This is a genomic window from Luteitalea sp. (genome assembly GCF_022842525.1).
Taxonomy (GTDB): Bacteria; Acidobacteriota; Vicinamibacteria; order Vicinamibacterales; family Vicinamibacteraceae; genus Luteitalea.
Window position 1 is genome coordinate 17,019 of sequence record NZ_JALHPM010000075.1, and the last position, 13,409, is coordinate 30,427.

The 13,409-nt window shown below is 71.0% G+C and carries 13 protein-coding genes, 1 tRNA gene and 1 pseudogene; 8 read left to right on the forward strand and 7 right to left on the reverse strand.

Annotation, left to right across the window (positions count from 1 at the left end):
• The first annotated feature begins 3 nt into the window (after positions 1–3).
• From Q0C41_RS15740 to Q0C41_RS15750, 3 genes are read left to right on the forward strand one after another with little or no spacing between them, the layout of a single operon-like run.
• The gene (locus Q0C41_RS15740; protein ID WP_291985064.1) at positions 4–576 is read left to right on the forward strand and encodes a DUF4337 family protein; all 573 of its coding nucleotides are present in this window, start codon (positions 4–6) and stop codon (positions 574–576) included.
• Between the two features lie 31 nt (positions 577–607).
• Entirely contained in the window at positions 608–1,021 is a 414-nt protein-coding gene (locus Q0C41_RS15745; protein WP_291985066.1) for a nuclear transport factor 2 family protein, read from the forward strand.
• Positions 1,018–2,235 carry an ankyrin repeat domain-containing protein gene (locus Q0C41_RS15750; protein WP_291985068.1) on the forward strand — a complete coding sequence of 406 codons (1,218 nt, stop codon included), beginning with the start codon at positions 1,018–1,020 and terminating at the stop codon, positions 2,233–2,235. The genes Q0C41_RS15745 and Q0C41_RS15750 overlap by 4 nt, the downstream gene beginning before the upstream one ends.
• Positions 2,236–2,266: 31 nt before the next feature.
• Here Q0C41_RS15750 and Q0C41_RS15755 read toward each other — a convergent pair whose 3' ends face one another.
• Both Q0C41_RS15755 and Q0C41_RS15760 read right to left on the reverse strand, forming a co-directional pair.
• Positions 2,267–3,502, reverse strand: a complete 1,236-nt coding sequence (locus tag Q0C41_RS15755; protein ID WP_291985070.1) for a M14 family zinc carboxypeptidase — start codon at positions 3,500–3,502, stop codon at positions 2,267–2,269.
• Positions 3,499–4,518 carry a TrkA family potassium uptake protein gene (locus Q0C41_RS15760; RefSeq protein ID WP_291985072.1) on the reverse strand — a complete coding sequence of 340 codons (1,020 nt, stop codon included), beginning with the start codon at positions 4,516–4,518 and terminating at the stop codon, positions 3,499–3,501. Before Q0C41_RS15760 ends, Q0C41_RS15755 begins: the two co-directional genes overlap by 4 nt.
• A gap of 56 nt (positions 4,519–4,574) precedes the next feature.
• Between Q0C41_RS15760 and Q0C41_RS15765 the strand changes: the two genes are divergently transcribed.
• Positions 4,575–6,077, forward strand: a complete 1,503-nt coding sequence (locus Q0C41_RS15765; protein ID WP_291985074.1) for an arylsulfatase — start codon at positions 4,575–4,577, stop codon at positions 6,075–6,077.
• A gap of 168 nt (positions 6,078–6,245) precedes the next feature.
• On the opposite strand, the gene Q0C41_RS15770 is transcribed toward Q0C41_RS15765, so the two are convergent.
• Genes Q0C41_RS15770 through Q0C41_RS15780 form a run of 3 tightly spaced genes read right to left on the reverse strand, consistent with a single transcriptional unit; the run spans position 6,246 to position 7,992 of the window.
• Positions 6,246–6,482: a hypothetical protein gene (locus Q0C41_RS15770; RefSeq protein WP_291985076.1), complete on the reverse strand. Its 237-nt coding sequence runs from the start codon at positions 6,480–6,482 to the stop codon at positions 6,246–6,248.
• Positions 6,476–6,643, reverse strand: coding sequence for a hypothetical protein (locus Q0C41_RS15775; RefSeq protein WP_291985078.1), 168 nt, complete (start codon positions 6,641–6,643; stop codon positions 6,476–6,478). Before Q0C41_RS15775 ends, Q0C41_RS15770 begins: the two co-directional genes overlap by 7 nt.
• Positions 6,640–7,992 (reverse strand): hypothetical protein, encoded by a 1,353-nt coding sequence (locus Q0C41_RS15780; protein ID WP_291985080.1) that lies wholly within the window; start codon positions 7,990–7,992, stop codon positions 6,640–6,642. The genes Q0C41_RS15775 and Q0C41_RS15780 overlap by 4 nt, the downstream gene beginning before the upstream one ends.
• A gap of 175 nt (positions 7,993–8,167) precedes the next feature.
• On the opposite strand from Q0C41_RS15780, the gene Q0C41_RS15785 reads away from it, so the two are divergent.
• From Q0C41_RS15785 to Q0C41_RS15795, 3 genes are read left to right on the forward strand one after another with little or no spacing between them, the layout of a single operon-like run.
• A complete protein-coding gene (locus Q0C41_RS15785) occupies positions 8,168–8,890 on the forward strand; it encodes an EF-hand domain-containing protein (RefSeq protein WP_291985083.1) in 723 nt (240 codons plus the stop codon).
• A gap of 51 nt (positions 8,891–8,941) precedes the next feature.
• Positions 8,942–9,487: a TetR/AcrR family transcriptional regulator gene (locus Q0C41_RS15790; RefSeq protein WP_291985091.1), complete on the forward strand. Its 546-nt coding sequence runs from the start codon at positions 8,942–8,944 to the stop codon at positions 9,485–9,487.
• Positions 9,484–11,556 carry an FAD-dependent oxidoreductase gene (locus Q0C41_RS15795; RefSeq protein WP_291985085.1) on the forward strand — a complete coding sequence of 691 codons (2,073 nt, stop codon included), beginning with the start codon at positions 9,484–9,486 and terminating at the stop codon, positions 11,554–11,556. Before Q0C41_RS15790 ends, Q0C41_RS15795 begins: the two co-directional genes overlap by 4 nt.
• A gap of 266 nt (positions 11,557–11,822) precedes the next feature.
• On the opposite strand, the gene Q0C41_RS15800 is transcribed toward Q0C41_RS15795, so the two are convergent.
• Both Q0C41_RS15800 and secG read right to left on the reverse strand, forming a co-directional pair.
• A tRNA-Leu gene (locus Q0C41_RS15800) sits at positions 11,823–11,909 on the reverse strand.
• A 107-nt stretch (positions 11,910–12,016) separates the two neighbouring features.
• Positions 12,017–12,487: a preprotein translocase subunit SecG gene (gene secG / locus Q0C41_RS15805; RefSeq protein ID WP_291985087.1), complete on the reverse strand. Its 471-nt coding sequence runs from the start codon at positions 12,485–12,487 to the stop codon at positions 12,017–12,019.
• Between the two features lie 50 nt (positions 12,488–12,537).
• Between secG and Q0C41_RS15810 the strand changes: the two are divergent.
• Positions 12,538–13,409, forward strand: a pseudogene (locus tag Q0C41_RS15810) (hypothetical protein); the annotation flags it as partial.

Here is a 13,409-nt window from a genome sequence, read left to right on the forward strand (position 1 = left end):
GCCATGCCTGGCGAGATCGAGGAGATTGTGTCCGAGAGCATCGAGGAACTGGCCGTCGACGACCTCATCGGCGAGGCCGCGCCTGGCACGCGGCGCAAGCAGCGCTGGGAGATGTGGGTGGCGCTCTCGTCGTCGCTGCTGGCCGTGCTGGCGGCGGGAGCGGCGCTGCTCGCCACCTTTGCGTCGGACCGGGCGGCGGTCGCCCAGGCAGGGCAGACCGAGTACGCCGCAGTCGCGGAGGGCGTCGACGCCAGTCACACGATGTTGCGCGTCAAGGCCGAGATCCTGCAGGCGATGGGCGCGTCCACCACGTCGCAGCACGAGACGGACCTGCTGGCGGTCCAGGCCAGGCAACTGGCCGTCCGCACGCGCATGGAGGACTTCGCCGATCGCGGCGAACGAGCCAACGTCGTCCACGACCGTCTGGCCATCGCCCTGACGCTGTTCCAGGTGCACATGCTGCTCGGTGGCCTGGCGGTGATGGTCGAGCGGGTCGCGATCTGGCGCTTCGGCTTCCTCTTCACCACCGTCGGCGCCGGGTTCCTCATCGCCGGCGTCCGTGGCTACCTGTCCTGACTCGCCCTTGCGGCGACGGAGTGTTCCTGCCATGAGCGAACAGACCAATCTCGACGCCATCCGCGTCCACATCGCGACCTTCGGTCGTGGCGACATCGCCGGCATCCAGCAGCAGTGCACCGAGGACGTCATCTGGAGCCCGCCGATGTCGAACGGGCGTATCGCCTACAACCGCCCCTGGCAGGGGCGTGACGGGGTCGGCGAATACTGCCGACTGCTGATGGGGACGTTCGAGTGGCAGGCCTTCGACGTGCCGCTGCTGCTCGCGCAGGACGACCACGTCGTCATCCTGGGCAAGGAGACGTTCACCGTGAAGGCGACCGGCAAGAAGATCGACAACACATTCCTGGCGCTGTTCCGGATGCGGGACGGCCTCATCGCCGAGTTCACGCTGTGCGAGAACACGGAACTGGTGGCGGCGGCCATCGCCGGGGTCGCGGCATGAGCGTCGACATCCAGCTGCCGGCCGTGTCGGCCGTGGCCGACGCCATCGCGCTGGCCAAGGCGGGCGATACCGCGGGGCTGTCCGCCTGGATCAGCGCCGGCGGCGACATCGATCGGCACGACGCCGACGGCTGGACGCCGCTGCTGTGGGCCTGCGTGCGTGGACATGCCGACACCGTGGCCATGCTGCGCGCGCGCGGCGCCAACCCCGCGCTGCCTCACGCCCGTTCGGGGGCCTTGCCGATCCACATGGCCGGCCACTCCGGCGATGTGGCGACGACGACGGGTCTGCTCGACTGGGAGCCGTCGCACCTCGATGCGGTGTGGGACCTGAACGGCCACACCGTGCTGCTGCAGGCCGTGTTCTACGGTCATCTCGACCTGGCGCGTGCCCTGGTGGCGCGCGGGGCCAGCACGTCGATCACGACGGCCCGTGGGCTGGGGGCGATGGAGTTCGCGGCGCAGTTCCAGAACGCGGCGCTGATGGACGTCATCCGACCGTACGACAGCCCGGCGGCGGCCAAGGCCGCCTACTACGAGAGCTATCTCCGTCGCATCGCGCCCAGCGTGCCCCTGTCGCAGCGGAGGGCCCAGGCTCTGGCGGATCGACTCAGCACCGCGATCAGTGCCGGGCTGCACGACGCGGCCTCGCGGCCAGAGGCCGTCGCCGGGACGCTCGCCGCGGTGGCGGCCCTGGTCGAGCGGGACGGCGCCGACGTCAACCGGCTGGGCGGGCCGCTGCAGCAGCCGCCGCTGATCGTCACCGTCACCGGCAACAACGGCCTGCCGCCCGTCGAGGCGGTCGCCCAATTGCGCCTGTCACTGGCCTGGTACCTGCTGGCGCACGGCGCCGATCCGACGCGCCACGAGCAGCATCCGATGGGCGCGCAGACCATCATCCGCGCCGCGGTGTTCAACCACCTGGACATCCTGAAAGCCTGCGCCGAGCATCTCGAGGCGCCCCAACTGGCCGACGCGATCAACGAGATTCCGGTCGTCAACGGCCTCACCGCGCTGCACGACACCGTGCTGCGGGCGACGATGGCTGCACCGGACCACTTCGAGGGGTACCTGGCGCAGGCGCAGTGGTTCATGGACCACGGTGGCCGCAGCGACATCGAGGACTTCGCCGGAGTCACCCAGCGGGCCATCGCCGAGCGCGCCGCCGACCGTCGGGTCCGCGCGCGACTGCTCGAGGTGCTCGTCCGCGCGTGAACGGCCGCACAGGCGCGGCACGCCGCGTCGTTCATCGACGAGTTGTGCGCAGATACTCCTCGAACACCGCCGGCAGCGAGGCGCCGTACTCCTGCCACAGGGTGGCGGAGGTGTAGGCCTTCCGCCCTTCCACCCAGTTGGCGTTGAGCTCGTGCACCAGGGCATCGATGCCATAGCGCTCCAGCCAGCCGTCACCGAGGGTGCCGCTGTTGCGGAAGTCGCCCTCCGTATGGCCCTCGGTGAACCACGTGCGGGCGCGGAGGATGGCCTCGAAGCGTGCCATGCGCGCCAGGTGCTCCGTGAGCCCGGGTACGGGCGGGCGCGAGAGGTGCAACAGCCCGCGGCCGTCGTTGTGCAGTTCGATGGCCAGGTCGGGCCGCCGCCCACGCGCGATGAGTGCTTCCAGCCAGCGTTCGAGCGCCGCGTTCTCCGGCACCAGCACCGGGTCGGCAGGGCGATCCCAGTTGCGGTTCAGGTCCTTGCCGTTGACGTTGAAGCGTGTGCCGCCGCGCGCGACGCCATCCTTGTTGGCCATGGGCAGCACGTACACGGTGAAGGCGGCTCGCCAGCGCGCCGCCTCCGCATCGTCGCGCAACAGACGATCGACGAGTCCCTGCATCACCCAGCTGCTGCCCGACTCCCAGGGGTGGGCCCGCGCGCGCAGGAAGACGCGGTGCGGCGCGTCCTCGCGGCCGATGCGGACGATCTCGAGCGGGCGGCCCTGCACCGTCGTGCCGATCGTGGTGACCTCGGCGTGGGCGCTGCCGCGTGCCTTCGTCACCAGGCGATCGAGATCGGACAGCTGGTATGGCTGCATGCGCGCCACGTACAGGGTGTCGCCCGGCATCGTCAGCGTCACCCGGACGCGGTTGCCCGGCAGGGCGACGGTGGGCACCGTCGTCCAGAGCTCGCCGTCGGCTGACGTGGCGATGGTCTTCAACTCGGGGGCCACCGATCCGGGCCGGCCGTTCCAGACGTTGTCGAGGTTGACGAACTCGAGGGTGAGGCGTGCGCCGGCGCGTCCCACGAGCCTGAAGTGGATATGGCCGGCGGCCCGATTGGGCGCGTTGCGCTCGTGGTCGTACAGCAGGTGCACCAGGTAGGCGCCGTCCTCGCCACGCTCGTACCAGAGCGGCGAGGCGTTCTCGATCCCCGTGTCGATGAAGGCGAGGTCGGCGGCCGTGGCCGCGGCCGCTGGTGGCTGCGCCGAGACCACGGGAACGGTCGCAACGAGCAGCGCCGCGAGGGCAAGGCTGACGCGCCTCATCGCGTGGCCGTCGAGACGCCGGCATGACCGGCCAGTTCCGCCAGCCGATCGGCCGGGCCGAGGAGCACCAGGTGGTCGCCCGCCTCCATGCGCGCTTCGGGCGCCGGGTTGAACTCCATTCGACCGTTCGCACGCCGGATGCCGACGACGATGACGCCGAACTTCTGCCGCAGGTTGGCGCTCACGAGCGTGTGCCCGGTGAGCGGGCCGTCGGCGCGCACCTCGATCTGTTCCATCGACAGCTCGAGGAACTCGGAGCTCGTGGCCAGCTGCACGAAATCGACGACGGCCGGGCGCAGCGCGAGCTGCGCCATGTGCTGGCCGCCGATCTGGTAGGGCGAGATGACGCGGTCGGCCCCGGCGCGGGTGATCTTGCGTCCCGACTCGTCGCTCTCGGCACGGCCGATGATGTACAGCGGGGGATGCATCAGCCTGGCCGTCAGGATCGTGTAGACGTTCTCGGCGTCGCTCGACAGCGCGGCGATGAGGCCGCGGGCGCGCGACACGCGCGCCTTGGCGAGCACTTCCTCGGAACTCGCATCGCCCTCGACGGCGAGGTGACCCGCCTCGATGAGGGCGCGCAGGCGCTCGGGGTCGCGTTCCACGACGACATAGGGCACGCGCTGGCGGCGGAACTCGTCGACGAGGATCCCGCCGATGCGTCCGTAGCCGCACACGATGAAGTGGTGCTCCAGTCGGTCGAGCATGGCGGAGATCCGGCGGCGTTCCCAGGGGCTGTGCAGCGTGCTCTCGATGACGCTGGCCCCGATCAGCGTGAAGGAGTAGAGAACCGTGCCGACGCCCCCGACCAGCACCACCATCGTGAAGGCCTCGCCGGCCCTCGTCAGCGGATGCACTTCCCGGTACCCGACCGTCGTGAGCGAGATGACGGTCATGTACAAGCTGTCCCAGGCCGACCAGCCCTCGATCAGCATGTAGCCGACGGTGCCGGTCGTGACGATCGCGAGCAGCAGGATCACCGCCTGCACCGACGTCTTCGACCACGCGGCGTTCACGCGCACAGTGTATCCGCGGACAGGCGGCCCGGCACTGCGGTAGCGTAGGGGCCGACATGCGCACCATCCTTGCCGCTGGTCTCGCCGTCGGCGCCGCGCTGGCCGTCCCGGTCCTCGACGCCCAGTCGTCCCGCCTCAACGTGGTCTTCATCCTGGCCGACGACCTCGGCTACGGCGAGGTGGGCGTCTACGGGCAGACGAAGATCCCGACTCCGCACATCGATCGGCTGGCCGCGCAGGGCATGCGCTTCACGCATCACTACAGCGGCGCGCCGGTGTGTGCGCCGGCGCGTGCCGTGCTGATGACCGGCAAGCACCTCGGCCACGCCGAGATTCGGGGCAACATCCAGGCGCAGACCAGGCTGCCGCAGTTCACCGAAGGGCAATACCCGCTCAGCGCGCAGGCCGAGACCCTCGCGCAGATGTTCCGCCGGGCCGGCTATGCCACCGGCGCCATGGGGAAGTGGGGCCTCGGTCCGGTCGGGAGCACGGGCGATCCCAATCGGAAGGGGTTCGACCTGTTCTTCGGCTACAACGATCAGGCCGTCGCCCACAGCTACTACCCGCCGCACCTCTGGCGCAACGCCGAGAAGGTGATCATCAACGACCGGCCCGTGCCCGGGCATGCCCGGCAGCCCGAGGGGCCCGTCACGATGGGCGACTGGATCGGTGGCACCTACGCGCCGTCGCTGATGATCGCCGAAGCCGAGCGCTTCATCGCGCAGCAGGCGGCCGCGCCCTTCTTCCTCTATCTGCCGTTCATCGAGCCGCACGTCGCGATGCATCCGCCGCAGGCCTCGGTGGATCGGTTCCCGACCGCCTGGGACCGCGAGCCGTATCGCGGCGCCAACAGCTACCTGCCGCACCCACGGCCGCGTGCCGCCTATGCCGCGATGATCAGCGACCTCGACGGCTACGTCGGACGCGTGATGGCGGCGCTCGAGCGCGCCGGCGTCGCCGACCGCACGCTGGTGGTCTTCACCAGTGACAACGGCACCACGCATCCTGGCGCCAACGACGCGCGGTTTCACATCGGTGGCGTCGACGCGACGTTCTTCGACAGCACGAAGGGCCTGCGTGGCTACAAGGGCAGCGTGTACGAGGGGGGCCTCCGCGTGCCGATGATCGCGCGCCTGCCCGGACGCATCGCCGCCGGCCGTGTCGACGACACGCCGGGATACTTCCCCGACTGGTTCCCGACGCTCGCCGACGCCACAGGTCTCACGGCGCCTGCCGATCTCGACGGCGTGAGCCTCTGGCCGGTGCTCACGGGTACGCGCACGACCCCGGTGTCGAGGCCGCCGATGGTGTGGGTGTTTCCGGAGTACGGCGGACAGGTCGCGGTACGGCTCGGAGACATGAAGGTGGTGCGCCAGCGGCTGCTGGCGACCGAGCCGGGGCCGTGGGAGGTCTACGACCTGGCGGCCGATCCCGCCGAAGCGCGCGACCTCGCCTCGTCGCGTCCCGATCTGATCCGCCAGGCGCAGGAGGTGTTGCGCCGTGAGTCGTCGCCCAACGCGGTGTTCCCGCTGCCCATCCCCGGGGTCACCACGCGCTGAGGCGAAACCCTCGTTGTCTCGGTGCACCCCGGGCGCGGGGCGAGCCACGTCGTCTCGGTCCGGTGGCGATCACGCGGGCCGCGCCTCCGCACCGGACCACTATGTCGTCCTGTGCCGATGACCACCACGCGCCCCTGATCCAGTAGAGGATACCCGGACGCTCCTTGCTCACCGCTTCTTCGCGGCTCGGCGACGAGGCCGCTGCCGTGCGGCCTCGTCGGCCGCGCGCAGTCTGGCAATCCGCGTCAGGAGGGCCGTCGGGACGCGTCCCGCGAGCGGAAAGCGGATGGTGCCCTTGCCGTTGTGGTCGTACGGCGCCAGCGCATCGCCGAGGGCCTTCACGAGCGTCTCGGTGGCCGGGTAGACGGAGTAGTGCGCGGTGAAGGCGGCGCAGTAGATCACCACGCGTCCATCGACCCTGAAGGCGGGGATGCCGTACGGATCACCTCGTCGGCGGCAGGCAGGCCGGCGAGGATGGCGGCGCGGACCTGCGTGAGTGCGGCGCGCTGGGCGTCGCCGAGATCGGCAAGGTAGGCGTCGACGGAGGCGGCCTTCGGGCGACTCATGGCTGCACCAGGGCGGCGATGCGCGACCAGTCGACCTCGCGCCACATCCGCGCGTGCTGGACGCAGCCCTGCGGGGGGCTGTCCCATCGGTCGATGGGTGGCGACTCGAACCGCTCGCCCACCACCCGCACGCAGGCGCCGAAGTCCCGGACATACAGCAACTGGGGCGTCGTCCGGGGCAAGGTCAGGTCGAAGTACTCCCAGTTGGTGCGGACAATCTGCCGGCACCCGGGAGCGCTCGCCTCTGCGATCACGGTGCCCGGCATCGCGAACCGCCCGTTGGCTCGCTGCGCCGCGGTGACCTCGACGAAGCAGGCCGACGCCGCCGCCTCGTCCGGCGTCAGCGCGGCCAGACGACGCGCGGCGTCTTCGTGCGCATCGACCGCAGCCCAGTACCACGCGCCGGTCGCGTCCCGGCGTGGATGGGCCCTGGTCTCTGCCTCCTTCCGCAGCACGGCGATCTCGTGCTCGAGCGACCGCAGGCGTGCCGCGTAGTTCGAGGGACGAGACGTCCGGAGCTCGCCGTTCTGCGTCTCGAAGGTCGCCCGCTTCTGCGCCTCCCACTCGGGGGCCATCACGGCAGCGAGCGCCTTCCGGTAGTCCTCGAGGCGGTCCTCGGCGGTCTTGCGGTCCTTCTCGAGGGCGCCCATCGACGCCTTCAGCACGCGCGCCATGGGGACCGGTGCCCAGGGGTCGCGCCCGCCGCGCGTGACCAGCAGGTAGTCGTTCTTGTAGACCGGCAGGCCATGCCACGTCGCCGTCACGCGGGGACGCAAGTAGAAGACCTCCGGTGGTCGGTCGCCCGGGCGCGGCTCGGTGGCCACGTGGGTCGACTGCGTGTCTTCCGGCAGCCGATTGAAGTGGAAGTAGGCGGGAGTGGTCTCGCCGTTCACGCTCTTCTTCCAGATGCCGTTGGTCTCGACGTCCTCGTGACGGAACGGGAAGTAGCCGCTGGCGAACGTCAGCGGAACGCGGGCGAGCGGTGTCTTCTCCGGCAGGACGAACGGGTCGAAGTAGTCCAGCGTGCGCGAATCCTTGACCCAGAACCCTTCGCCGCTCGAGCCGGTCGGCGTGGCCTTGAACAGCACCGCCAGCGCATCGAGGGTGGCCGTCATCTGGCCACGTTCCGCCGTCGTCTGCGCGGGGATCACCCGGAACGTGCCGCGGCCCGGTTGCATGGAGATCGTCCAGAACACCTTGCGCTTCCAGGCGTGGCGGACGCTCGGGTTCGGGGATACGACCAGGCCCTCGGTGTCGGCGGGGTCGAACGTCGGGGGCCCCGTGCGCCGCTGCGCCTCGGCGGCGTCGAGACCGAGGAGCAGCAGCAAAGCGATCCAGGCGGCTCTCACGTGGCGCTCCTCGGCCGCGACCGGGCGGCCCGCATGCGAATGCGCAGCATCCTACCGCACTGGTCGAGGTCGTTCCGGGGACGGTTGGCACCGGCATCACGCCGCCGACGCCTGTGCCGATTACGTGCTGGGTGTCGGGCCGGCCCTCGCCGGCAATGCCTCCCGAGGTGCGGACATGACCATCAGCACGAGCTTCCAGGCCTACAGCGTGTCGACGATGCGCCTCAGCATCAGCGTGTCGCCTGCGCCAGCGGCGAAGACGCCGCCCGCTGCGGGCTCGACGCCGGCGAAGCCGGATCGCCTGACCCTCTCACCCGATGTCACGGGCGCCGCGCCGCCCGTCAAGGTCGGGGCCGACGACACCGTCGCGCCGATTCGGCCGCCGACGTCCGGGACCAATCCGAAGAGCGCGGCGCTGCTGGCGGCGCTCGACGCCGACAAGGACGGCGTCCTCTCCGAGCGGGAATTCACCAGCGGCGCCCGTGCCCTGCTCGACCGCGACAGGCCTGGCCGCGTGCGACCGGACGATGAGGATGAGGGCCGTCGCGGGGGCAAGCGACTCGAACGTCGTCTCGAGAAGGCCTTCGATCGCATCGACGGCAACGACGATGGTCGACTCGATGCCGGTGAGCTGACTGCTGCGCTCGAAGGCCAACGCCGTCGTGGCGCGGACGACAGGAATGCATCGACGCCGCCCATCCCGTCGGCACCTCCCAGCGCGCCGTCGGGCGGCGTCTCGATCGCCTACGTGAGCGTGACGTACGTCTCCGTGGCGGTGCAGCGCTACACCTCGCTGCAGCCCCCGACCGGGCAGACGCCCCAGCCGGGGGCGCCCGCCGGGGACACGACGTCCGCCGTCGCTCCCTCCACGGACGGCAGCGCCCGCGTTGCTGCATAGACGTTCGCCAGCATCGACAACTATCGGAGCACTCCTCCGCGCGACCGTCTCCTGCGCGCGGCCGCCGCCGTCTGGGCCGCGGATCCGTCGGCGTCGCTCGACCTCGTGGCCCAGGCCGCCGGCGTCGGACGTGCCACCCTGCATCGACATTTCGCCTCTCGGGCCGATCTGATGCGCCTGGCCGCGCTCGATGGCATCGCCGCCCTGGCGGCGGCGCTCGAGGCGGCCGACGTGCCGAGCCGGCCACCGGCCGAGGCCCTCGACGTCCTGATCGACGTGCTCGTCCCCTTCGGCGAGCGGTTGCACTTCCTCCTCGTCACCGGCGACCTGATTGGCGACCCCGAGGTCGCGGCCGCCGAAGCGTCGGTGGACACACCGATCCGTCGTGTGCTCGAGGCCGCGGCCGCCGCGGGCGTGGTGCGTGGCGCCGGGCCGAGCGCGTGGCGCTTCCGGGTGCTCGAAGCGCTCCTCTACGCCGCGTGGACGGGCGTGGCTGCCGGCGAACTGGCGCGACTGGACGCCCCCGGGCTCGTCCGTGACGCGTTCCGGCGCGGCTTCGGCGTCGACGCGCCCGGCACACCGACGGAGACCCCATGACCGCCCCTGTCCCGTATCGCGACGACGCCATCGACGTGGCGCGTGCCGTGGCCATCCTGGGCATGTTCGTCATCCATGCCGTGCTGGTCCTGGGCACCTCGGTGCCGACGCGCGGCCTGGCCGGCTTCGTCCTGTGGTGCTGTGATGGCCGCGCCGCGGCGACCTTCGTCACGCTCGCCGGCTTCGGCGTGACGCGGTTGGCCTCGCGGTACGACGAGGTCGGCGCGACGCGGACGCTGCGTCGACGCGCTCTGGTGCTGTGGACGATGGGCGTGCTCAATCTCGTCGTCTGGCCCGGCGACATCCTGCGGGTGTACGGCGTCGCGCTCCTGCTCACGCCTCTCATCCTGCGCCTCCGCGTCCGCACACGGCTGGCGGTGAGCGTGGCCCTGGCCGCCGTGTTTCCGCTCCTCATGCTGGTGCTGGACTGGACGACACACTGGCAGCTCGACACGTTGACCTACGTGGGGGTGTGGACGCCCGCCGGCTTCGTGCGCAACCTGCTCTACGACGGCTTCCGGCCGGTCGTGCCGTGGCTGGCCTTCTTCATCATGGGGACGGTGCTGGCCGAGCAGGACCTGCGCGACGAGCGGCTCTGGCGGCGCCTGCTCGTGTGGGGCGCGGTGGCGACGCTGACCGCGGTACTCATCTCCGCTGCGCTCGACCGATGGCTGATGGCGGTGGCGCCTGCACTCGATGCGCTCACGCGAGAGGGCCTGGTGGGCACGACGTCGTTGCCACCCCTGCCGCTGTTCCTGCTGTCGGCGGCGGGGACCACGTCGCTGGTGCTCGGGATCGTGCTGGCCCTGGTGCCGCGGCTGACCCGACGTGTGGTCGACCCGCTGGTCGCCACGGGGCGGCGCGCGCTGACCTGGTACCTCCTGCACGTGCTGGCGTTGATGTCCCTCTATGCCGCCGGACTCAGGCAGCAACTCACGCCGGAGGCCGCGATCGGGGCTGGCGTCGTGCTGTTCGTGGTCGCGGTGGCGTGGTCGCAGTGGCGCCGGGAACGGCCGGGGCCGTTCGAGCGCTTCATGCGGTGGGCGGCCGCCCCGACGCGCCTCCTGGAGATTCGGCCCGACCCTCCGTCCTCGCTGGCCCCCCCTCAGGCCGTCGAGGTTGGCGAGGGCAACCGCGGTGGGCGCAAGATCACGAACATGGACACGTACGATGTCGTCGTGGTCGGTGGCGGGCCGGCGGGGCTCAACGCGGCGCTGATTCTGGGCCGCTGCCGGCGCCGGATCGTGGTGATCGATGCCGGCGTGCCGCGCAATGCGGCCGCGACCCACGCGCACGGCTTCCTCACGCGCGACGGCGTGCCGCCGCTCGAGATCCTCGCCAGGGGCCGACGCGAGCTGGCCGCCTACGGCGTCGACATCCGTGACCTCGAAGTCACCCACCTCGAAGCGCGTGACAACGGCATGCGAGTGACGCTGCAGGACGGCGCCACGCTGGCCTGCCGCAAACTGCTGCTGGCCACCGGGGTGCGAGACACGTTGCCGGATCTTCCCGGAGTGGCGGCCCTGTACGGCACCAGCATCCATCACTGTCCCTACTGCGACGGCTGGGAGAACCGCGATCGCCCTGTTGCCGTCTATGGCCGGCCCAGGGAGGCGACGGGCCTCGCCCTGTCGCTGCTCACGTGGACCCGTGACCTGGTGGTCTGCACCGACGGGCGGCGGCTCACTGCAGCCACAAAGGCACAACTCGAGGCCGCGGGGATCCCGGCGCGCACCGAAAAGATCGTCAGAGTGGACGGCGAGCACGGCCGCCTGTCCCGCATCGTCTTTGCCACGGGAGCGCCCCTGCCGCGCCACGCGATGTTCTTCAACACGGGGCAGGGGCAGCGCTCGACCCTTGCGGCGCAGCTCGGATGCCGCTTCACGCGGACCGGGCACGTCCGCTGCGATCGCAAGGGGTACACCGGTGTGCCGCACCTGTTCATCGCCGGTGACGCCAACGGCGACGTCCAGTTCGTGATCGTGGCCGCGGCCGAAGGCGCCAAGGCGGCGGTCGCGATCAACAAGGAATTGCAGGCACAGGATCACGAGACGTCGCGCCGCGCCTGACCCGGCGACGCAGGGCCCAGGTAGCGGGCGACCGCGACGCGATGCCGCCGAGGCACGCGTGCGGGCGATATCCCTGATGGCTGGTTCTGTGGAGCGTCTGTCGGACAACCGTCGCCGGGCGGCGATGGCTTGCCAACCGTAGCTCGCCGTCAGGCGAGCTACGGTTGGTGCGGAAGAGGGGACTCGAGCCCGGAAGCCGAGCCACGCAGCGGCGCTGGCTGAGGGCCTGACGGCGCTCTTCCGTGCCGAACGAACGAAGTGAGTGATGGTGCGGAAGAGGGGACTCGAACCCCTACGAGATTGCTCCCGCCAGCCCCTCAAGCTGGTGCGTCTGCCAATTCCGCCACTTCCGCAAGTGGTGTTGTCGCGCACTTGCGAACCGCTGCAAGGTCGACAGAACCACGGACTATAGCAGGTCCGTGGGTTCGAGGGAAGCCAGTCGCGCCGAGGCGTGCTGCGCTTACTGCTTCTTCGGTTCGCCCTGTGGGGTCGGCGCCTTGGCTGGTTCGGCCGGGGCGACCGTCGGGGCCGCCGCCTTCGGGTCGACCTGCCCGGCTGCCGGCACTCCCGGTGCAGGAGCGACCGGCGTCTGCGTCGGGGCCGGGTTGCTGGTCGCCGACGGATTGGTCGGCGCCTTGGGCAACGTGGTCGGCATCGACGGCGTCGCCTCGGGCACGCCACTCATCACCGAGCTCGGTCCCCGGGTGCCGACGATGGCGAGGCCGAGGGCGCCGAGCATGAAGAGGGCGCCGAGGATGGCCGAGGCCTTCGACAGCACCGTGGCGCCCTGCCGGGCGCCGAACGCCGCCTGGCCGCCACCGCCACCGAACGCCGCGGCGATATCACCGCCCTTGCCCTGCTGCAGCAAGACGGCGAGCAGCAACAGGAAGCAGACGACCACGTAGATGGTGACGAGGAGCCAATACAGCATAACGACCGAGTATACCCCGGTCTCGAACCGCCGTGCTACCCTCCCGGCCCGTGCCCTGGCTCCGTGCCTCCGGATCCCCTCTGCAGGCTGCCGGCATCGCCCTCCTGCTGGGCCTGGTCGCGCTCGTCAGCAGCCTCGCCACCGTCACCTACGCCCAGATCAGCGACCCCTGGGGCACGCTGCTCGTCTCGAAGGCGCTGGCCACGCACGGCACGATCCGCCTGGAGACGCTCGAGGCGCCGCATCTGGACATCCGGCTGGGCTATCGGCTGTTCGAGCGCGGCGGCCATCAGTATCTGGTCTATCCCCTCGGGACGCCGCTCCTGGTCAGCCCCGTGGTCGCCCTTGCCGGGGCGCTCGGCGTCGATGTCCTGCAGTACGGCTCGGAACTCCGGCTTCAGCGCGTCATCGCGACGCTGGTCGCGTTGCTCACGGTCTGGGCGATGCTGCGGCTGGCGCGGCGGCTGGTGCCGTTCTGGCCGGCGCTGCTCTGCACGGCCGTGTTCTGGTCGGGCACGTCGCTGGCCAGCGTCGGCGCCGCCACGCTCTGGTCCCACAACCTGGCGGTGGTGCTCGCCCTGCTGGCCATCGATCTCGTGGTGGCGGCGGAACTGGCCGACCGTCGAGTCGCGTGGGGACGCCTCGGCGTGTGCCTGTGGCTGGCGTACCTCTGTCGGCCCACCATGGCGGCCTTCGCAGCGCTGGTCCTGGTGTGGGTGTGGCGTCGCGATGGGCGCGGGGCCGTCCGCGCCGCGGCCGTGGCGGGCGCCGGCGTCGCCGTCTTCGCCGCCGTCAGCTGGCGCGAGTTCGGGGAGTGGCTGCCGCCGTACTACCGGATGGGGGTGGCGGGCGGCGCGTTCTCGGCCGAGGCCCTGGCCGGCCTGCTCGTGAGCCCGTCGCGGGGCTGGCTGCTGTTCTCGCC

Bases quoted from the DNA above. Each gene is read 5' to 3' on its own strand.
- Q0C41_RS15740 (WP_291985064.1), top strand. From the start codon at position 4: ATGCCTGGCGAGATCGAGGAGATTGTGTCCGAGAGCATCGAGGAACTG.
- Q0C41_RS15745 (WP_291985066.1), top strand. From the start codon at position 608: ATGAGCGAACAGACCAATCTCGACGCCATCCGCGTCCACATCGCGACC.
- Q0C41_RS15750 (WP_291985068.1), top strand. From the start codon at position 1,018: ATGAGCGTCGACATCCAGCTGCCGGCCGTGTCGGCCGTGGCCGACGCC.
- Q0C41_RS15755 (WP_291985070.1), bottom strand. From the start codon at position 3,502: ATGAGGCGCGTCAGCCTTGCCCTCGCGGCGCTGCTCGTTGCGACCGTT.
- Q0C41_RS15765 (WP_291985074.1), top strand. From the start codon at position 4,575: ATGCGCACCATCCTTGCCGCTGGTCTCGCCGTCGGCGCCGCGCTGGCC.
- Q0C41_RS15775 (WP_291985078.1), bottom strand. From the start codon at position 6,643: ATGAGTCGCCCGAAGGCCGCCTCCGTCGACGCCTACCTTGCCGATCTC.
- Q0C41_RS15785 (WP_291985083.1), top strand. From the start codon at position 8,168: ATGACCATCAGCACGAGCTTCCAGGCCTACAGCGTGTCGACGATGCGC.
- Q0C41_RS15795 (WP_291985085.1), top strand. From the start codon at position 9,484: ATGACCGCCCCTGTCCCGTATCGCGACGACGCCATCGACGTGGCGCGT.
- secG (WP_291985087.1), bottom strand. From the start codon at position 12,487: ATGCTGTATTGGCTCCTCGTCACCATCTACGTGGTCGTCTGCTTCCTG.